21 protein-coding genes and 1 pseudogene are annotated in these 19,794 nt (G+C 42.0%); 18 read left to right on the top strand and 4 right to left on the bottom strand.

Translation table 11 applies throughout. The features are described 5' to 3' along the window. The first annotated feature begins 50 nt into the window (after nt 1-50). The 3 genes and pseudogenes from A3GS_RS0100425 (at nt 51) to A3GS_RS0100415 (ending at nt 2,261) form a co-directional block, all read left to right on the top strand. Nucleotides 51-785: a PHP domain-containing protein gene (locus tag A3GS_RS0100425; RefSeq protein ID WP_018363458.1), complete on the top strand. Its 735-nt coding sequence runs from the start codon at nt 51-53 to the stop codon at nt 783-785. A gap of 226 nt (nt 786-1,011) precedes the next feature. Next, a pseudogene (locus tag A3GS_RS0100420) lies at nt 1,012-1,266 on the top strand (glutamate dehydrogenase); the annotation flags it as partial. Between the two features lie 71 nt (nt 1,267-1,337). Beyond that, complete coding sequence (locus tag A3GS_RS0100415; RefSeq protein ID WP_018363456.1) at nt 1,338-2,261, top strand: TDT family transporter; 924 nt, start codon at nt 1,338-1,340, stop codon at nt 2,259-2,261. A 41-nt stretch (nt 2,262-2,302) separates the two neighbouring features. Here A3GS_RS0100415 and A3GS_RS12110 read toward each other — a convergent pair whose 3' ends face one another. Next, entirely contained in the window at nt 2,303-2,479 is a 177-nt protein-coding gene (locus tag A3GS_RS12110; RefSeq protein WP_018363455.1) for a DUF3042 family protein, read from the bottom strand. A gap of 160 nt (nt 2,480-2,639) precedes the next feature. Between A3GS_RS12110 and miaA the strand changes: the two genes are divergently transcribed. The 15 genes from miaA to rfbB all read left to right on the top strand — a co-directional run bounded on the left by miaA (nt 2,640) and on the right by rfbB (nt 17,374). After that, on the top strand, nt 2,640-3,530 hold the full coding sequence (gene miaA / locus A3GS_RS0100405) for a tRNA (adenosine(37)-N6)-dimethylallyltransferase MiaA (RefSeq protein ID WP_018363454.1): 891 nt from the start codon (nt 2,640-2,642) through the stop codon (nt 3,528-3,530). Nucleotides 3,531-3,815: 285 nt separating this feature from the next. After that, nucleotides 3,816-5,054 (top strand): GTPase HflX, encoded by a 1,239-nt coding sequence (gene hflX / locus A3GS_RS0100400; protein ID WP_026216203.1) that lies wholly within the window; start codon nt 3,816-3,818, stop codon nt 5,052-5,054. After that, nucleotides 5,047-5,682, top strand: coding sequence for a hypothetical protein (locus tag A3GS_RS0100395; RefSeq protein ID WP_018363452.1), 636 nt, complete (start codon nt 5,047-5,049; stop codon nt 5,680-5,682). Before hflX ends, A3GS_RS0100395 begins: the two co-directional genes overlap by 8 nt. Before the next feature lie 34 nt (nt 5,683-5,716). Next, nucleotides 5,717-6,646 carry a ribonuclease Z gene (gene rnz, locus A3GS_RS0100390; protein WP_018363451.1) on the top strand — a complete coding sequence of 310 codons (930 nt, stop codon included), beginning with the start codon at nt 5,717-5,719 and terminating at the stop codon, nt 6,644-6,646. After that, a complete protein-coding gene (locus tag A3GS_RS0100385; protein ID WP_018363450.1) occupies nt 6,643-7,401 on the top strand; it encodes an SDR family NAD(P)-dependent oxidoreductase in 759 nt (252 codons plus the stop codon). Before rnz ends, A3GS_RS0100385 begins: the two co-directional genes overlap by 4 nt. Then, the gene (gene recJ / locus A3GS_RS0100380; protein ID WP_026216202.1) at nt 7,398-9,626 is read left to right on the top strand and encodes a single-stranded-DNA-specific exonuclease RecJ; all 2,229 of its coding nucleotides are present in this window, start codon (nt 7,398-7,400) and stop codon (nt 9,624-9,626) included. Before A3GS_RS0100385 ends, recJ begins: the two co-directional genes overlap by 4 nt. 523 nt (nt 9,627-10,149) lie before the next feature. Continuing rightward, nucleotides 10,150-10,488 carry a hypothetical protein gene (locus A3GS_RS11955; RefSeq protein ID WP_018363448.1) on the top strand — a complete coding sequence of 113 codons (339 nt, stop codon included), beginning with the start codon at nt 10,150-10,152 and terminating at the stop codon, nt 10,486-10,488. 124 nt (nt 10,489-10,612) lie between these two features. Continuing rightward, on the top strand, nt 10,613-11,131 hold the full coding sequence (locus A3GS_RS0100370) for an adenine phosphoribosyltransferase (protein WP_018363447.1): 519 nt from the start codon (nt 10,613-10,615) through the stop codon (nt 11,129-11,131). 106 nt (nt 11,132-11,237) lie between these two features. Further along, nucleotides 11,238-12,182: a homoserine O-acetyltransferase MetA gene (metA, locus tag A3GS_RS0100365; RefSeq protein WP_018363446.1), complete on the top strand. Its 945-nt coding sequence runs from the start codon at nt 11,238-11,240 to the stop codon at nt 12,180-12,182. Nucleotides 12,183-12,191: 9 nt separating this feature from the next. Next, a complete protein-coding gene (locus A3GS_RS0100360) occupies nt 12,192-12,869 on the top strand; it encodes a DnaD domain-containing protein (RefSeq protein ID WP_018363445.1) in 678 nt (225 codons plus the stop codon). A 395-nt stretch (nt 12,870-13,264) separates the two neighbouring features. After that, nucleotides 13,265-13,948: a tRNA (adenine(22)-N(1))-methyltransferase gene (locus A3GS_RS0100355; protein ID WP_018363444.1), complete on the top strand. Its 684-nt coding sequence runs from the start codon at nt 13,265-13,267 to the stop codon at nt 13,946-13,948. Continuing rightward, a complete protein-coding gene (locus tag A3GS_RS0100350) occupies nt 13,938-14,726 on the top strand; it encodes a Nif3-like dinuclear metal center hexameric protein (RefSeq protein WP_018363443.1) in 789 nt (262 codons plus the stop codon). Before A3GS_RS0100355 ends, A3GS_RS0100350 begins: the two co-directional genes overlap by 11 nt. A gap of 110 nt (nt 14,727-14,836) precedes the next feature. Continuing rightward, nucleotides 14,837-15,706: a glucose-1-phosphate thymidylyltransferase RfbA gene (gene rfbA / locus A3GS_RS0100345; protein WP_018363442.1), complete on the top strand. Its 870-nt coding sequence runs from the start codon at nt 14,837-14,839 to the stop codon at nt 15,704-15,706. Then, nucleotides 15,706-16,299, top strand: a complete 594-nt coding sequence (locus A3GS_RS0100340) for a dTDP-4-dehydrorhamnose 3,5-epimerase family protein (RefSeq protein ID WP_018363441.1) — start codon at nt 15,706-15,708, stop codon at nt 16,297-16,299. The genes rfbA and A3GS_RS0100340 overlap by 1 nt, the downstream gene beginning before the upstream one ends. A gap of 28 nt (nt 16,300-16,327) precedes the next feature. After that, on the top strand, nt 16,328-17,374 hold the full coding sequence (gene rfbB / locus A3GS_RS0100335) for a dTDP-glucose 4,6-dehydratase (protein WP_018363440.1): 1,047 nt from the start codon (nt 16,328-16,330) through the stop codon (nt 17,372-17,374). Between the two features lie 264 nt (nt 17,375-17,638). Here the strand turns inward: rfbB and A3GS_RS0100330 are convergent, their stop codons facing one another. From A3GS_RS0100330 to A3GS_RS0100320, 3 genes are read right to left on the bottom strand one after another with little or no spacing between them, the layout of a single operon-like run. Further along, nucleotides 17,639-17,830, bottom strand: a complete 192-nt coding sequence (locus A3GS_RS0100330) for a hypothetical protein (RefSeq protein ID WP_018363439.1) — start codon at nt 17,828-17,830, stop codon at nt 17,639-17,641. A 48-nt stretch (nt 17,831-17,878) separates the two neighbouring features. Further along, complete coding sequence (locus A3GS_RS0100325; protein WP_018363438.1) at nt 17,879-18,709, bottom strand: sugar phosphate isomerase/epimerase; 831 nt, start codon at nt 18,707-18,709, stop codon at nt 17,879-17,881. Beyond that, nucleotides 18,699-19,727: a lactonase family protein gene (locus A3GS_RS0100320; RefSeq protein WP_018363437.1), complete on the bottom strand. Its 1,029-nt coding sequence runs from the start codon at nt 19,725-19,727 to the stop codon at nt 18,699-18,701. The genes A3GS_RS0100325 and A3GS_RS0100320 overlap by 11 nt, the downstream gene beginning before the upstream one ends. Nucleotides 19,728-19,794 lie beyond the last annotated feature (67 nt).

The following is a 19,794-nucleotide window of genomic DNA, read 5'->3' as shown; positions in this document are numbered from 1 at the left end:
CCAGAGCAGAGCATTTATGGTAAAATGAAAGAAAAACTTTGGAGGACTATATGCGCGACAACCATCTACACACTCATTTTTCCTATGACTCTGACGCCGACTTTGTGTCTTACTTGCAGGCTTGCGACGGCGACATTGTGACCACCGAGCACTACGATCTTTCAAACCCCTACACCAAGCAGGACGACGTGCCCGATTATGTGGCTTATTCGCGGGAAATAGCAAAGCTCAATGCCGAGTATGACAATCGCATCAAGAAGGGAATTGAAATTGGCTACTATGAGCCCTGTGAGGCTGATATTCTCAACTTCCTATCCGATAAGGATTATGACTTGAAACTGCTCTCAGTCCACCATAACGGCGTCAATGATTATCTTGATGATGAGGTCGCAGACATGGACAAGCACGCCATCATCCAAGAATATCTGGACAAGCTGGAATACGCTATCGGGCGCGTGGAAGCTGACGTACTAGCGCATTTCGACTATGGTTTTCGTTTGTTTGATGTGACGGTTGATGAATTAAAGACCTACGAATCCCAGCTTATCCGCATCTTCCAAAAAATGATTGACCACGACCTAGCCTTTGAACTCAACAGCAAATCCATGTATCTCTATGGCCACGAGCATCTCTACCGCTATGCCCTTGACCTCGTCCAGTCCTTAGGCTGCCACAAATACTCCATCGGCTCCGACGGCCACAAACTCGAACACTTCCGCTTAGCCTTCGATAAAATCCAAGAAATCTTGGATGAATATGGAATTGGAGAAGGTGAGATAATTTAAAAGTGATGTGAGATTGCTATAGTGTTTCGCTTATAAACAGTGCTTTATAGCCAGTCTGCCTTATGTGGTTTGGCACGCCGGCAAACCTACACTTTTGTGGCGTTTTAAAAGCCGAAAATCTATCAAAAACCTTGTACCTTTAGGATTTCTAACTGAACTTGAACCACTTTGATAATTGGTTTTTAGGGGGAAATTATAATTTTACAGATTGATGAAAGAGATATTTATGAGTCGGATTAATAAAATAGAGAGTGCTATCAAAGAGTTAGAAGGAGGAAGATTTCAGAATTTAGGAGATGCCTGTCTTAGAAAAAAATATCATTTTGAAAAATTAGTTTCGTCAGGTTCTCAAGAAGGGACAGATAAAACAACTAGAGGCATTCCTGATTCATACGCAGAAGAAAATGGGAAATATATTTATATCATGTATGGCACCCAAAAATCTGTGATACCTAAGTTAGAAGAAGATATTCAATCAGTAACGTTATGGTCGTAATCTGCTCGGTCCGCAGGTGACTGAGACTTTCACTAACTAAAAGAAAAGGATTAACAATGGAAACACATTTAAAAAATCCGCCACTGGTGATGGCGGGTCTCGTTCTAGGGCTATTTGCTCTGGGAAATTTATTGGAGGCCTACTCGCCTCTTTTACGCTATGTTTTGGGAGCCGTTGGCATGCTCCTCTGGGGACTCTTGATAAAGGGGATGATCAGCCATCCCGAATCTTTCAGGTCTCAACTGACGCAACCTCTTATTGCCTCGGTTTTCACCACCTTTTTCATGACGGGGATGATTTTTAGCAGCTATGTGATGCTGTTTGCATCATTTGGGACTTGGGTGACCATCTTAGCAAAGACCATTTGGTGGCTATCTTTTGTGGGAATTGTCCTCTTCATGATCAATTTTTGCCGCAAGTATCTGCTGCATTTTAGTATGGATAATGTCTTTCCATCGTGGACCGTGCTTTATGTGGGAATTGGCGTTGCTTCTCTGACAGCAGCGATTAGCCATCAGTTTTTACTTGGTCAAATCGTTTTTTGGTATGGGCTAGTCGCGACACTTCTTGTTTTACCTATCGTTTGTTACAAGGGATACAAAATTGGTTTGGACGAGGCAACCAAGCCCAATCTGACGACCATTTGTGCCCCCATGTCCCTCATCACAGCGGGTTATGCTAGTACGTTTGAAACGCCAAACAAGACTCTCTTAGTGTTACTTATTATTTTGTCTCAGCTGCTTTATTTTTTCATTCTAGCTCAATTACCCAAACTCATGGGTCGCAAGTTTAGCCCAGGCTTTTCAGCCTTTACTTTTCCGCTAGTTATCTCAGCAACATCGCTGAAATTATCAGTGCAAGTGCTGGGTCTGACAGGCTTCTGGCTAACTCTGATTAATGTTGAGTGTCTGATTGCGGCTATCGTGGTCTTCATGGTTTTAAGTGGCTATCTTAATTATCTCAAGCAAGCAGATAAGTAAAAAAATCGCTCAGCATAAGCTGGGCAATTTTCTCTGTGTGATTAGTGTGATACGCGTTTGCGTGCGGCTTTTTTACGATTTTCTTGAATGAAAGCTGCTTTTTCTTCTTCTGGGTCAATGATTGTTTTTTTTACAGCATAAACAGCGCCAGCAACTGCAGCAGCAGTACCAACAACACCAGTAGCGAGTCCTTTAACAAATGCGAATTTTTTAGCCATAATATTTCTCCTTCTGGATGAAGTAAAATTCGACCAATGAGAGGTCTCTTCATCTTATGTTATAATAATGGTAACGAAAAAAAGGCTAAATAGCAAGTGAAAATATCGTTTACAGGAAAAATCAGACCTAGGACTGAGAAAGATTCAGGAAAGAGGGAAAATGACAAAGAAAATCAAACTTTTAGCTGTGGTTGGTCCGACAGCAGTGGGTAAGACTGCTCTGGGCATCGAACTGGCTCAGCATTTTAACGGCGAAATCATCAGTGGTGACAGCCAGCAGGTTTATCGTAAACTAGACATTGGGACAGCCAAGGCTAGTCCAGCAGAGCAGGCGGCTGCGGTGCATCATCTCATTGATGTACGTGATGTTTGTCAAACTTATTCGGCTTACGATTTTGTGCAGGAGGCGCAAGCAGCCATCCTTGACATTACCAGTCGTGGCAAGCTGCCCATCATTGTTGGCGGTACTGGACTTTACTTGCAAAGCCTGCTGGAAGGCTATCATTTGGGTGGTGAGGTTGACCAAGAGCAGGTGTTGGCCTATCGTAAGGAGCTGGATGATTTGTCTGATGATGACTTATTTGGAAAAATAGCCGAGCTGGGACTTGATATCCCTCAACTGAACCGCCGCCGCGCCATGCGGGCACTAGAATTGTACCGTTTTGCCGATAAACTCGAAAATGTGGAGACTGATTATGATGCACTGCTCATTGGCCTAAACGATGAACGATCAGTGCTTTATGATCGCATCAACCGACGAGTGGACGTCATGCTAGAGGAGGGATTGTTGGCTGAAGCCCAGTGGCTTTATGAGCATTATCCTCAGGCACAGGCTGCGCGAGGCATTGGTTACAAGGAATTGTTTCCATATTTCGCTGGGCAGCAGACCATTGAAGAGGTTGTAGCTAAGCTCAAGCAAAACACACGACGCTTTGCTAAACGCCAGTTGACTTGGTTTAAAAACCGCATGGCTGTTGACTTTTACATGGTTGGTCAGCCAGATTTTAAAGAAAAAATTGAAGAGGTAGTGACCACATTTTTGGAAGAATAATTGCTAACTTATCTTTTCAATTTTCTAGTGAATTTATGCTATAATGAACATAACAAAATGGTCCGCTGGGCTATTTTTTCATGACCATATTCTTTGAAAATCAAGAGAGACATCGTGATAACTGAATAGGCCTACTATGCTGTGGCAAAAGATAAGCTTTCCTATTTTCCTTTGCATCGCTTGATGGCTCTGTATTTTTTATCAGTTTACATATGCCAGTGTGGCCTGCGCTTTGTCGCCTTGTTTAGATTGATTTTCATTGTAGCAGAAGAAAGAGGTGAGACGGTGATTGAGACTAAAATAGCGCAGGAGCGCGTGATTTTACTGGGTGTAGAGCTACAGGATACGGAAAATTTCGATATGTCTATGGAAGAGCTAGCGAGTCTTGCTCAGACCGCGGGGGCTGAGGTGGTAGCCACTTACAGTCAGAAGCGTGACAAATATGACAGCAAATCTTTTATTGGCTCTGGGAAATTAGCAGAGCTCAAAGCCTTGGTAGAGGCTGATGAGATTGATACAGTCATTGTCAATAATCGTCTGACTCCCAGGCAAAATTCTAACTTAGAGGCTGAACTAGGAGTCAAAGTCATTGACCGCATGCAGTTAATTTTGGATATTTTTGCCATGCGGGCGCGCAGCCACGAAGGTAAGCTGCAAGTTCATCTAGCCCAACTCAAATACATGCTGCCTCGCTTGGTTGGTCAGGGAGTCATGCTCAGCCGTCAAGCTGGAGGAATTGGCTCACGCGGACCAGGTGAAAGCCAGCTAGAACTCAATCGCCGTTCCATCCGCAATCAGATCGCCGATATTGAGCGCCAGCTCAAGATTGTTGAAAAAAATCGCCAGACTATCCGTGAAAAACGTGTGGACTCAGATACTTTTAAGATTGGTCTGATTGGCTATACCAATGCTGGTAAGTCAACCATCATGAATATACTGACGGATAATCGCCAATACGAGGCCAATGAGCTTTTTGCCACGCTGGACGCAACGACCAAGCAAATTTATCTGCAACATCAGTTTCAGGTGACTCTGACTGATACGGTTGGCTTTATTCAAGATTTGCCAACGGAGCTGGTAGCTGCTTTTAAATCAACCTTGGAGGAGAGTCGTCATGTAGATCTTCTCTTGCATGTCATTGATGCTTCCGACCCTAACCACACAGAGCATGAGAAGGTGGTTCTGGACATTCTCAAAGACTTGAACATGTTGGATATTCCACGTTTAGCGGTTTATAACAAGATGGATTTGACAGATAATTTGACTGCGACAGCTTTTCCAAATGTCCGTATCTCAGCCAAGGATAGGGCAAGCAGGAATCTTCTGCGTCAACTACTTATCGATGAAATCCGTGATATTTTTGTGCCTTTCTCTATTAAGGTAAACCAGAACCAAGCCTATAAACTCTATGAACTTAATAAAATAGCGCTTTTGGATAACTATACCTTTGATCAAGAAGTGGAAACTATCACGGGCTACATCGCTGATAAAAATAAATGGAAACTTGAGGAATTTTATGACTGATTACCTAGCTTTAGGCTTGAAATACGGTGGTTTTACTAGTCTTGACAGAGTTTATTTGGAAAATAAGCTGGCACAGCTAGACAATAAGGATAAATTAGCCTTTATTACGCCACCGCCTAGCGTCATCAATGCTTATTTTGCGGAGATTTACCAAAAGCAGTCGCCAGAGGCTGCAACGGATTATTATTTTGATTTGAGCAGGGCGCTGAACTTGTTCAACCAACAGCCGAGTTTTGCTGAAGAAAAACCTTTTATCCGACTGAACTTGTCTGGTAAGTCTTACGGCTTTACTTATGAAAATGAGCAGGAAGTAGCTGTCGTCTTTGCGGAAGAAGCAGAGCCAGTGACAGACAGTCTTTTATTTGAAATAGCACAAGTCTTCCCCCACTACAAGATTTACATGGAAGGCGCAGCTATCAAGATGAGAAAATTGGACTTTGATGAGGAGGTCTTGGAAGATCTCACTCCTCAAACTGCCCTGCTCAGCCATGTTTCAAAATTAAAAGGAAATATGTTTAAAATTACTAGCTTTAATCAGGATGAGCTGCTAGAGTTGGCGCAGGCCTTTTCAGGACAGAAATATTATGGTTTTGTGGGACGCGAGGCTATCCTCTATATCAAAGCTTAAAAGAAATCGAAAAGAAAGAGAAAGAACAGAAAGTATGGAATTACAATTTTTGGGAACGGGAGCGGGGCAACCATCCAAGGTGCGGAATGTGTCGAGTTTGGTGCTTAAGCTTCTGGATGAAATAAATGAAGTTTGGATGTTTGACTGTGGCGAAGGTACCCAGCGTCAGATTTTAGAAACCACTATCAAGCCTCGAAAGGTGAGACGTATTTTTATCACACATTTACACGGAGATCATATATTTGGGCTGCCAGGTTTTCTGTCAAGTCGTGCTTTTCAGGCCAATGAAGAGCAGACAGATCTTGAAATGTATGGACCAGTGGGTATCCGCAATTATGTCATGACTAGTCTACGCAATTCGGGTTCGCGTTTGCCTTACCGTATTCATTTTCATGAATTTGACCAAGACCATCTAGGGAAGATTATGGAAACAGACAAGTTTGTGGTTTATGCGGAAAAATTGGACCACACCATTTTCTGTGTTGGCTATCGTGTCATGCAAAAAGATTTAGAAGGCACTCTGGATGCGGAAGGACTTAAAGCTGCTGGTGTTCCATTTGGTCCACTCTTCGGTCAAATCAAAAAGGGACGAGATGTGGTACTGGAAGATGGTACCAAGATTATTGCGAGCGACTATGTTTCAGAGCCTAAAAAAGGCAAGGTTGTGACCATCTTAGGAGATACCCGCAAGACAGATGCCAGTGTGCGTTTGGGTCTGGGGGCCGATGTGCTTGTACATGAGTCAACTTACGGCAATGGTGATGAAAAAATTGCCAAATCTCACGGCCATTCGACTAATATGCAGGCGGCTAAGGTTGCCAAGGAAGCTTCAGCCAAGCGCCTTCTGCTTAATCATATTAGTGCTCGTTTCCTAGGACGCGATTGCAAAAAGCTGGAGGCAGATGCGCAGACGATTTTTGAAAATACCCAGTTAGTCTGGGATTTGGACGAGGTCAGCCTATGAGAATTATTGTGATAACAGGTGCGACTGGCGGCATCGCTCAAGAAATGGTTAACTTATTGCCAGCGGATGACCAGCTGATTCTACTAGGACGTAGCAATGAAAAACTGCAAGCACTTTATGGCAAGCGGAACAAGACTGTTTGTTTGGAACTCAATTTGTGGGACGATGTAGCCATTAGCCAAACAGTAGAGACTATTTACCGAGACTTTGGACACATTGATATTTTCATCAACAACGCTGGTTATGGCGATTTCAGTCCTTACGATGCCTACACTCCCGAGCAGATGCGTGCCATGTTTGATGTTAATACATTTGCTGTTATGACTTTTTCTCGCCTAGTCGGAAAGAAAATGGCAGAGCGTGGGCAAGGTCATATCGTCACTATTGCTAGCATGGCGGGTTTGATTGCTTCCAGCAAATCTAGCCTTTATTCAGCCAGCAAGTTTGCGGTTATCGGTTTCTCCAACGCCCTGCGCTTAGAATTGGCAGAGAAAAATGTCTATGTGACCACCGTCAATCCAGGCCCCATCGCTACCAAGTTCTTTGATACAGCAGATCCATCAGGAAACTATCTGGACAGTGTGAAAAACTTCACCCTACAACCAGATGTTGTTGCCAAAAGAATCGTAGTCATACTAGGAAAGAATAAACGTGAGCTCAATATGCCTTTTGCCCTCGCAGCAGCACACAAACTCTACACCCTCTTTCCCAGACTGTCAGATTTTTTTGCCAGAAAGGTATTTAACTACAAATGATACGGTCCAAATACACTTGGAAAATGAATGAAAAAGAGCCTGATGATGGCTTTTTTGCCCTTACAAAAAAAGAAAATATCAGCCCAATTGCTGCCAAAATTCTATACAATCGAGGGATTAATTCGGCAGAAAAGTTGGAGAACTTTCTCAAGGCTGATTTATCTCATCTACATGACCCTTATGATTTGCACGATATGGACAAGACTGTCAAACGCATCCGACAGGCTATTGAGAACTATGAGCAGATTCTCATTTACGGCGATTATGATGCTGATGGCATGACCAGCGCTAGCATTGTCAAAGAAGCTCTTGAAATGCTAGGAGCGGAGGTTCAAGTTTATCTGCCTAATCGTTTTACGGACGGCTACGGCCCTAATCAGTCCGTCTACAAGTATTTCATTGAGCAGCAAGATATTTCACTGATTATTACCGTGGATAATGGCGTAGCAGGGCATAAAGCTATCGCTTATGCACAGGAAATGGGCGTTGATGTCATTGTGACTGACCACCACAGCATGCCAGCAGAGCTGCCTTCCGCTTTTGCTATTGTGCATCCTGAACATCCTCAGGCAGATTATCCTTTCAAGCACCTGGCAGGTTGCGGCGTAGCTTTCAAACTAGCCTGTGCCCTTCTTGAATCCATCCCAACAGAGCTGTTGGATTTGGTGGCTATCGGCACCATCGCCGATATGGTTTCATTGACTGATGAAAATCGAATCATGGTCAAGGTAGGTTTGGAAATTCTCAAAAATACAGAGCGTGTCGGTTTGCAAGAATTGATGAGAATCTCAGATGTGGATGTAGACAGTATCAACGAAGAAACGGTTGGCTTCAAGTTAGCTCCGCAGCTTAATGCCCTGGGGCGTTTGGATGATCCTAATCCAGCCATTGAACTTTTAACAGGCTTTGATGAGGAAGAAGCACAAGCCGTTGCCACTATGATCAATACCAAAAATGAAGAGCGCAAGACTATTGTGCAGACTATCTTTGACGAAGCTATTGGCATGGTGGATCGCAGTAAGCCTGTACAGGTGCTGGCTAAAGAAGGCTGGCATCCTGGAGTGCTGGGCATCGTGGCCGGGCGCATTTTAGAGCAAATTGGGCAGCCTGTTATTGTTCTTAACATCGAAGACGGTCTGGCCAAGGGTTCAGCACGAAGTGTTGAGGCACTGGATATTTTTAAGGCACTTGATGGTCATCGCGACCTTTTTGAGGCTTTTGGTGGACATAGCGGAGCTGCTGGCATGACCTTGTCAGTTGACAAGCTAGACCAACTGTCTCAAGTTATCTGTCAGTTTGTTGAAGATAATCAGTTAGACTTAAGTCAGAAAAATAGTCTAGTTTTGGATGGTCAATTAGACTTATCTGAGTTTAACTTAGACTTGATTAAGAGCCTAGATAAGTTAGCGCCTTTTGGAATGGACAATAAAAAGCCTGTCTTCTTGCTTAAGGACGTAGCAGTCAAGCAGGCAAGGACAATGGGACAAAATGGTGCTCACCTCAAGCTCAAGTTGTCTCAGGATTCTGACAACCTTGACTTGGTCGCTTTTAATCAAGGACAATTAGCTCAGGATTTTCAGCAGGCACAAGATTTAGAACTAGCTGTTACCCTGTCTGTTAATAAGTGGAATGGTCAGACAACCCTTCAACTCATGTTAGAAGATGCTCGAGTAGAAGGTGTTCAGCTGCTGGATATTCGAGCTAAGAATAGTAGCTTGCCAGCGGATGTACCTATTTTATCAGCAGACAGCAATATAAAGGATAGTAAAGCAGTGGTGATTTTGGATGTTCCAGACAAAGCTGAGGAGCTGAGAACTCTCTTTTCAGGGCATGACTTTGAGGCCGTTTATTTCAAGAATATCATTAAGCAGCAGTTTTACTTGACGGGTTATGGCACGCGTGAGCAATTTGCCAAACTCTACAAAACTATCTACCAATTTCCAGAGTTTGATATTCGTTATAAACTGAAAGAACTTAGCCAATTTCTGAAAATCCCTGATATCCTTCTGGTCAAGATGATTCAGATTTTTGATGAGTTAAACTTTGTCAAAATTACTGACGGTATCATGACAGTTAATAAAGATGCCCAGAAACGAGAGATTGCTGAAAGCCAGATTTATCAAGAATTGAAAAAACAAGTCAAATTCCAAGAACTTATGGCATTGGGAACACCACAGGAAATCTATGATTTTTTGACAAGGAATGAGGAAGAAAGAGCAGAATGAAAAAATTGCACTCTTATCAGATATTTATGGCAATGTAGCAACACTTAAGCGGTCTTGACTGAATGCTAAGGCCGAGAGAGTTAGGAGCTATTAGCTTTTGGGTGACACTTTCTTGCCAGGTTCAGCAGATAATAAATCAATAGGCTTTTACAGAAGTTTCTGCATTATAGCCCATATTCGAGGTAATTGGGATGACAGCGTGTTTGAGGTTGTTTAAGGAACCTTTGATGAACATTTACCCAGAGATGTTTACTTTGCTAGATTGGCACAATATCTGTTGGAGAGGAGTAAGGAGTCTGTTTTTGACTTTTTAAAAGCTCTACCATGTCCCAAGTCAAAATCATCAAGAGATTGCTGTTTAGTTTGCCCCATAATTTGCCTGATAAAAATCATGGGATTGATCTAATAATGCCGACTACTAGTCAGTAAAATATCGACCGTCTATTTGGGCAGAATCCTTGTGGCCTTGCTATCTACGAGCACACATATTTCAGCTCATGCGCTACAGCAGTAAAGGACAGTTTTGCTCAATCTGAGCTCTATTGATCAACCTTATTTTCGCTGGGATGGTCTGCAAAACGATTTGCGTACTCAATATGACATCCTTGAAATTGACAAGACTGGGGTTTGTGCCACTTATCTTAAGAAGATTACTTTTGAGCTTGCAGCTGAAATGGTTTTAGCCAAAAAGCCTCATCTTCCATATCTTGATCTACACAGAGAATTACTGGAAACGGGCGTTCTACATACCCACGATGATACTTTGTTGGCTCTCATCAATGATAAATTGGGTTACCAACGAGATGTCAAGCAATATTTAGAAAATATGTACCGAAAGCTAATCTTTTTACTTTTCTTTTAAAAGAATTCATGAGGTGAACAGTTGTGATTGTCAGAGATATAAGTGAAAATTTCTAAAAACACTTAATTTATGGTATAATGGGACGTAAAAATATTTTTTGGCACAAGCCGATAGGAAGAAACAAATGAAACTAGAAAATTACATCGCTTCAATTGAAAACTACCCTAAAGTGGGCATTACTTTTCGCGACATTAGCCCTTTGATGGCTGATGGCAATGCTTATAGCTATGCCGTTCGTGAAATTGTGCAATATGCGACCGACAAAAAGATTGACATGATTGTTGGTCCAGAAGCACGTGGTTTTATCGTTGGTTGTCCAGTTGCCTTTGAGCTTGGTATTGGTTTTGCACCAGTTCGTAAGCCTGGTAAATTGCCTCGTGAAGTGATCTCGGCTGACTATGAAAAGGAATATGGCATTGATACTCTTTGTATGCATGCTGACGCTATCAAGCCAGGTCAACGTGTGCTTATCGTTGATGATCTTTTGGCAACAGGCGGTACGGTTAAAGCAACTATCGAAATGATTGAACGTCTTGGTGGTGTGGTTGCAGGTTGCGCCTTCTTGATTGAACTTGATGGATTGAATGGTCGCAAAGCTATTGAAGGCTATGATACTAAGGTATTGATGAACTTCCCTGGTTAAGTTATAACTAAAAACTATAACTAACTAAAGAAAATACATAATTGAAAACTATATCTCCATGTTTTATAATATTGTAGTAAGGTATTATAGAAATGGAGATGTTTTCATGCCTATTAAACTTGATCGAAAATTACCGGCACTAGATATTCTGCGCTCAGAGAATGTCTTCATTATGGATGACAAAAGGGCTAACCATCAAGATATTAGACCTATGGAGGTCTTGATCCTCAATCTGATGCCGACTAAAGAAGCTACAGAGACGCAACTATTACGCTTGCTTGCCAATACACCCTTGCAGATTAATGTCGATTTTCTTTATATGACCAGCCATGAATCTAAAAATACGACAGCTCAGCACTTGGAGACTTTTTACAAAACTTTTGACGACATCAAGCATAAATTTTACGATGGCTTAATTATCACAGGTGCACCCGTTGAGACTTTAGCTTTTGAAGAGGTCGATTATTGGGATGAGCTTTGTCAGGTTTTTGAATGGTCTAAAAAGCATGTTTACTCAACTTTGCATCTGTGTTGGGGTGCTCAAGCTGGGTTGTATTATAAATATGGCATTGATAAGGTACAAATGGTTCGTAAGCTGTCGGGAATTTATTCTCAGACTGTTGAGAAGCCTTTTAGTTTACTTGTTCGTGGTTTTGATGACAAGTTTGTATCACCACATTCTCGCTACACTGAGGTTTTGCGCAAAGATGTTGAAGCAATTCCTGATTTGGAGGTCATCGTATCAGGAGAAGAAGTTGGCTTGTCCATTGTAGCTAGTAAGGACATGCGTGAGATATACAGTTTTGGTCATCTGGAATATGATCGCGACACACTAAGTAAGGAATATCATCGTGATGTTAAGGCAAATAAGAATCCTGATTTGCCTGAGCATTATTATCCTGATGACAATCCAGACTTAGAACCTCCGATGACTTGGAATTTGGCAGCCACGACTTTCTTTAGTAATTGGGTCAATTATGCAGTTTATCAAGAAACACCTTATCGCTTAGAAGAGCTAGAAGATGATTTTTCATTTTATGGATACCTTTAAAGGGGAAATATGAGTTTTTTAGAACATTATAAGTCAGGCAACTTGGTTCTTCCAAGTGCTTTGCTTTTTCATTTTAAAGCTATTTTTAAAAGTGCGGACGATTTTTTGGTTTGGCAATTTTTCTATGCCCAAAATACGACCAAACTTGATGATTTAGCACCTAGCCAGATTGCTACGGCTCTTGGAAAGACAGTTACAGAGGTCAATCGGACAATTTCTGATTTGACGGCTCAAGGGCTTCTGGATATGAAAACTATAGAATTATCTGGTGAGATTGAAGTTATTTTTGATGCTAGTCCTGTTTTAGCTAAGCTAGATGAACTCTTGAATCAAGAACAGCCTGTTGAAAGGTCAAGCCAATCACCGAATAAGCTCAAGTCACTAGTTGATGATTTTGAGCGCGAACTTGGTCGTATGCTTAGTCCCTTTGAATTAGAAGATTTGCAGAAAACGATCCAAGAAGATAAAACAGATCCTGATTTGGTCCGCGCAGCACTTCGCGAGGCTGTCTTTAACGGCAAGACGAATTGGAATTATATCAATGCTATCCTGCGTAATTGGCGTCATGATGGCGTAACAACACTTCGTCAGGTAGAGGAACGCCGTCGAGAACGCGAGCAAACAAATCCATCCAACATTACAATTTCTGATGACTTTTTAGCTGCAATGGATTTGTGGAGTGATTAATGAGATTGGGGAGAACACCTAAAGAAATTCCTATCCATTATCAGAGATACGTTTCCTAATGCGCAATTGACTTGAGAGGCGGAGTGTGACTGACTACTGCTAATTTGGCTTGTTTTACTCTGACTTGATGATGAAATTTTTGAAATTGTTGTTGAGCGGTCGGTTATTTTAGGTGTTTTTGGCTGGTAGGCAGCTAATCGGCAATGCAGAATAAGCTTGACATAATCATTGTTATTTTCTTCATCATAAGTAGCGCATCCTTTCATCTCTACTGTAATCTTCTCAGGTCAGGGATTTTTTGAAGAAAAAGTTGGTTTTTCTAGATAAAAGCTAACTGGAACAGAAGTGTATAAGATGGTATACTAGAGTAGCGAAAACTTTGAAAAGGAAATATTATGGAAACTCGATTATCTCAACGTTTGACTGCTGTAGCTGCTTATGTTCCGCAAAATGCTCGCTTACTTGATATAGGCAGCGATCACGCCTACCTTCCTATTTACTTGGTGGAGCAAAATCGGATACATTTTGCCATCGCAGGAGAAGTGGTCAAGGGACCATACCAGTCCGCTCTTTCAAATGTTAGCAGCTCCGCACTGTCAGATAAGATTGATGTTCGACTTGCTAACGGATTAGCTGCTTTTGAAGCAGAGGACATGATTGATACGATTACGATTTGCGGTATGGGTGGTCGATTGATTGCTGAGATTTTAGAAAATGGCAGAGCAAAGCTACATTCGGTTCAGCGCTTGATTTTGCAGCCCAACAATCGTGAAGATGACCTCCGGCTCTGGTTGGCACAAAATGACTTTAAAATCGTGGATGAGGAAATCATGACTGAAAATGATAAATATTATGAAATCATTATTGCAGAGCATGGCAAAAAGACTTTGAGCGTAGCGGATTTGCGCTTTGGCCCTTTGCTTAAGCAAGAAAAGTCAAATGTTTTTGTGTCACGCTGGAGAAATGAGCTAGTTAAGCTAGAAACCGCTTTCACTAAAATTCCAGAAGTTAATACTAGCGACCGCTCCGCTATTTCTCAAAAAATTCAAGCTATCAAGGAGGTTCTCAATGAAAACTAGTCGAATAATCGACAGATACGAGGCATACTGCCCGCAAGAACTGTCTATGGAGGGTGATATTTCGGGGCTACAAATAGGCAGTCTAAACAAGGATGTTCGTCGCGTCATGGTGGCCTTGGACATTCGTGAAACAACAGTGACAGAAGCTATTGAAAAAAAGGTAGACTTGATTATCGTCAAACATGCGCCTATTTTTAGACCTCTAAAAGATTTGGTGGCAACAGAGCAAAATCAGATTTATATCAACTTAATTAAGCATGATATCACTGTTTATGTCAGCCATACCAACATTGACATTGTTTCAGATGGTCTTAATGACTGGTTCTGCCGGCTTTTATCCATCGAGGATACGGAAATTTTGTCAGAGACTAGGGATGGAAACGGCATTGGACGAATTGGAAACATTGCAGAGCAGACTTTCGAAGAGTTGGCTGTAAAGGTAAAATCGGTCTTCAAACTAGACAGCGTGCGCTTAGTTAGCTATGGAAATCAAGAACAATTGATTAAGCGAGTCGCCATCTGTGGTGGCAGCGGTCAAGGATTTTACAAAGATGCTTTAGCAAAAGGTGCGGATGTTTATATTACTGGCGATATTTACTATCATACTGCCCAAGAAATGATTACTAACGGTCTCCTAGCTATTGATCCAGGTCATCATATTGAAGTTCTCTTCGTTAAGAAAATTGCTGAGAAGCTTAGTCTTTGGAAAGAAGAATTTGGTTGGAATGTTGACATTGTAGAAAGTCAGGCACAGACCAATCCATTTTGGCATCTGTAACATTGAGCTTGTGATGTCATGCCAGTTGGACTCTAGTTCAGGGTAGTTAGTGACAGGTCTTGTGAAAAATGGTAGAATATTGATGATGAATTAAAAGAGGAGACCTAAGTATGAAAGGTATTATTCTAGCAGGTGGATCTGGGACACGTTTGTACCCTTTGACACGCGCTGCATCCAAACAGCTCATGCCGGTTTATGACAAACCTATGATTTATTACCCATTGTCAACACTAATGTTGGCAGGGATTAAAGAAATCTTGATTATTTCAACGCCGCAAGATTTGCCACGTTTTAAAGAACTCTTGCAAGATGGTTCAGAGTTTGGTATTTCCCTCTCTTATGCGGAACAACCAAGTCCAGATGGACTGGCGCAAGCCTTTATTATTGGGGAAGACTTTATCGGTGACGATAGTGTGGCGCTAATCCTTGGTGATAATATCTATCATGGCCCAGGTTTGTCTAAGATGCTACAAAAGGCTGCCAGCAAAGAATCTGGTGCCACTGTCTTTGGCTATCAAGTTAAAGACCCAGAACGTTTTGGTGTGGTAGAATTTGACGATAAGATGAATGCCATTTCCATCGAAGAAAAGCCAGAACACCCACGTTCTAACTACGCCGTAACCGGTCTATACTTCTATGACAATGATGTTGTGGAAATTGCTAAGAACATCAAACCAAGCCCTCGTGGCGAACTTGAAATCACAGACGTCAATAAGGCTTATCTTGACCGCGGTGACTTATCTGTTGAACTCATGGGACGTGGCTTTGCTTGGTTGGATACAGGAACGCATGAAAGTTTGCTAGAAGCAGCTCAATATATTGAGACGGTTCAACGTATGCAAAATGTGCAAGTGGCTAACCTGGAAGAAATTGCTTACCGCATGGGCTATATCACAGCAGACCAAGTACGTGAGTTGGCACAACCTTTGAAGAAAAATGAATATGGGCAATACTTGCTTCGTTTGATTGGAGATAAATAATGACCGAAGAATTTTTTGAAAAATCCTTAGCTTGCCGTAAAATTGATGCTATTCCAGGACTTTTGGAGTTTGACATTCCCGTTCATGGTGACAACCGTGGTTGGTTCAAGGAAAATTTCCAAAAAGAAAAAATGGTGCCGCTAGGATTCCCAGAATCTTTCTTTGCGGAAGGTAAATTGCAAAACAATGTCAGCTTTTCACGCAAAAACGTTCTCCGCGGGCTTCATGCAGAACCTTGGGATAAATATATCTCCGTTGCGGATGAAGGAAAAGTCCTCGGTTCTTGGGTTGATTTGCGCGAAAGTGACAGTTTTGGACACGTCTACCAAACCGTTATTGATGCTTCTAAAGGTATCTTTGTTCCTCGCGGTGTTGCCAATGGTTTCCAAGTCTTGTCTGACAAGGTATCTTACAGTTATCTTGTCAACGATTACTGGGCACTTGAACTCAAACCCAAATATGCCTTTGTTAATTATGCTGATCCAGCCCTTGGCATCACATGGGAAAATCTAGCAGAAGCAGAAGTCTCAGAAGCAGATAAAAATCATCCGCTACTCAAAGATGTCAAACCTTTGAGAAAAGAGGACTTGTAAGAAAGAGAAGAAACATTTTGGAGAAAAAATGACAGAATACAAAAATATTATCGTAACCGGTGGAGCTGGTTTCATCGGTTCAAACTTCGTACATTACGTTTATAATAATCACCCAGACGTTCATGTGACGGTTCTTGACAAACTCACGTATGCTGGGAACCGCGCTAATATTGAAGAAATTCTTGGTGACCGCGTTGAGCTGGTTGTTGGTGATATTGCGGATGCCGAATTGGTTGACAAATTGGCTGCCAAAGCGGATGCAATCGTTCACTATGCGGCCGAAAGCCACAATGATAATTCCCTGAAAGACCCATCGCCATTTATCTACACTAACTTTGTTGGGACATACACACTCTTGGAAGCGGCGCGGAAATACGATATTCGTTTCCACCATGTCTCAACTGACGAAGTTTATGGTGATCTTCCCCTTCGTGAAGACTTGCCAGGACATGGTGAAGGACCAGGTGAGAAATTCACGGCTGAAACCAAATACAACCCATCATCCCCTTACTCATCAACTAAGGCTGCTTCTGACCTGATTGTTAAGGCTTGGGTGCGTTCTTTCGGTGTCAAGGCGACTATTTCCAACTGTTCAAACAACTATGGACCATACCAACACATTGAAAAATTCATTCCACGCCAAATTACTAACATCTTGTCAGGCATCAAACCAAAACTCTATGGTGAAGGCAAGAACGTGCGTGACTGGATCCACACCAATGACCATTCAACTGGTGTCTGGGCTATTTTGACCAAGGGACGTATCGGTGAAACTTATTTGATCGGTGCAGATGGTGAAAAGAATAACAAGGAAGTACTTGAACTTATCCTTGAAAAAATGGGTCAACCAAAGGACGCTTACGACCATGTAACAGACCGTGCAGGTCATGATTTGCGTTATGCGATTGATTCAAGCAAACTGCGTGAGGAACTTGGTTGGGAACCACAATTCACCAACTTTGAAGAAGGGCTTCAAGAAACCATCAACTGGTATACCGAGCACCAAGACTGGTGGAAGGCTGAAAAAGAAGCTGTCGAAGCCAACTATGCTAAGACGCAAGAAGTGATTAAGTAATTAAAAAAACAGTCTATGTTATCAACTGTTTGTAGTTGAATCATAGACTGTTTTTACTTATTGTTAATTGTAGTGGGTTGACTTGTGCTAACAGGGAGAGAGAAATAATCTGAGAACCCAGCGAAAAGCCATCAAACGATGACTCTTTCAGTGGGTTCCCAATCTAGTTCTCTCTAGAATATAGCTTTTCATCACTGAATACAGTTGACAAAGTGTCGATTTATCTTAGCATGAAGGCTCTACATGTCATTTTGTTATTTCTGATTATTTTCCAAAGAGACCTTTGACTTTGTCAAGGACTCCATCAAGCCCGTTAGCGCCTTCGATGAGTTTTTGGGCTTGGTCAAAGTAGCTGCCAAGCTCATCTTTGTGATCATTAAGGAAGTCTTGAGCCGCTGAAAAGTCTTTCTTTTCGATTAATTCTTTGATTTGGTTTAGGAGTTCAGTTGGGTTCATATACGGACCTCTTTCTTTTTTCTTCTAGTTAACCATAAAATGGCGTAATTAGAAAGAATTTTGCTTAGTTTTTTCCACCTGCATTAGGTACTGGTGGCTCTGCAATTGTTCGAGGGGGTTGTTCATGTCCTTGAGGTCAATTTCGTAAATGGCAGTGGCTGCTGGATTTATGTGGTCAAGGACTCCAGACCAGTCAATTTTCCCTTGACCTAGCGGTAGGCTATCGTGGATTTCGCCCATGGAGTCCACCAGATGATAGTGAACAATATGATCTTTTAAGGTCTTCAATGACGCCATTAATTTGCTATTGCTGCCCTGCATTTTGATAAAGGAATGAGAAATATCAAAGGCTAACCGGTAGACTTTTTGGTAAATCAACTGATCGTAGGTGGGGTCGCCAAAGTAAAAGAGAGGTGAAATGGAGTTTTCAAACATGATATGATCCTGACCTAGCTTAGCAAAATGGTCCAGTCGTAGGAAGAGTTCCTGATTGGCTTTCTCCCAGTTGCCATAATAATCCATGATGGACTTGTTGCGGAGTTCATAGGAACCGTGCACCAGTACCTGACAATCATGGTCAAAGGCTAGCTGTAGGAGGTCATTGGTACTTTTTTCTAAGAAGTGAGTGATTTGAGGAAAGAGCTTCTCAGGGGTGATCATTTCCAGAAATTCTCCATCGAAAGTCATGGGATGGTGGAGCACAATTTTGTCAGTAGACTGATCCTTAACCTGAAAAATGGCCTCTTCCAAGCGCTCCAAGCCTTGACTGTTAAAGTCTGCTTGACTGGTATAGAATTCAAAGACTTCAGGGTGGTATTGTAGGCGACTTTCCAATTGTTTAGGGTCTGCACTGGCTTTTAAGCCTAATTTAGCTAGCATGTTTTTCCTTTCTAAAGGTAATACAGACAGCTTCTGGCACATAAAAATCGTGATAGAGTTCGGTCAATAAGCCAGTAGCTTGATCACGTTTAAAAACAGTGGCATTGTTTGATTCTTGATGAACAACAATGAGGTGATTGGTATCTGGTGTGAGGGAGAAGTCTCTAGGCATTTTGCCAGAAGTGGAGATGATTTGGAGGATTTCAAGTTGTCCATCCCCAATCAATTTAAAAACTGCTATTGAATCATGACCACGGTTGCTGACATAGAGGAAGCGTCCGTCTGGACTGATTCGAATGGCTGCCACTGCATTATCTCCTTGATAATCTTGGGGGAGAGTGGAGTGGGTTTCGTAGTGTTCAAATTCACCATAACCATCGTAAATCAGGACCTCCACGGTGCTATTGAGTTTACAAGCTAGATAGGCTATTTTTAAAAAAGGATGAAAGACAATATGGCGGCAACCTGCACCAGTTTGTGCCTGGTAAGTGGCTATTTCAGTCAACTTTCCGGCTTCATTAAGGTCATAGCAGGTGACCGTATCGGTACCTGAATCGCAAGTTAGTAGAAAGCGATCTGGTGTCAGGTTAGCAAAATGAATATGAGCGCTAGATTGATTCGGGTGAGGTCCAGAATCATGGTGAGCAAGCTTATTAAGCAGGGTCAAGCAACCATCTTTTTCTTCTTGATAAACCAGAACTTCTCCTATATGATAATTAGCGCTAAACACTAAGTGACGTTTAGCGTTGTAGGCCACATAACAGGGTGGCTTGCCATCTTCAAGGACTTGGTTGAGTAGCGTGAATTGCTGGTCAAAACTAGCAATTCCTCCCTTATCTCCCTGTGCAATCGCACTGTAGAGAAAGTCATCCTCAGAAAATGCCAGATAGATCGGATTTTCCGCTTTGACTACCAAACGCAGATCGGACAGCTCACCTGTTGTACTATCAAAGTCTGCAGCATAAATGCCTTGAGATTCTTTTTTTGTATAAGTTCCAAAATAAACTGTTTCTAACATATCGCCCTCCTTGACATCTAATGTCCAAATTATAGCATATTTTGTGGTAGAATAAAAAGGAAGACAG

Source organism: Streptococcus caballi DSM 19004 (assembly GCF_000379985.1).
Classification (GTDB): Bacteria; Bacillota; Bacilli; order Lactobacillales; family Streptococcaceae; genus Streptococcus; species Streptococcus caballi.
The sequence above is the reverse complement of the archived record's forward strand: the minus strand, read 5'-3'. Positions and strand labels throughout refer to the sequence as shown.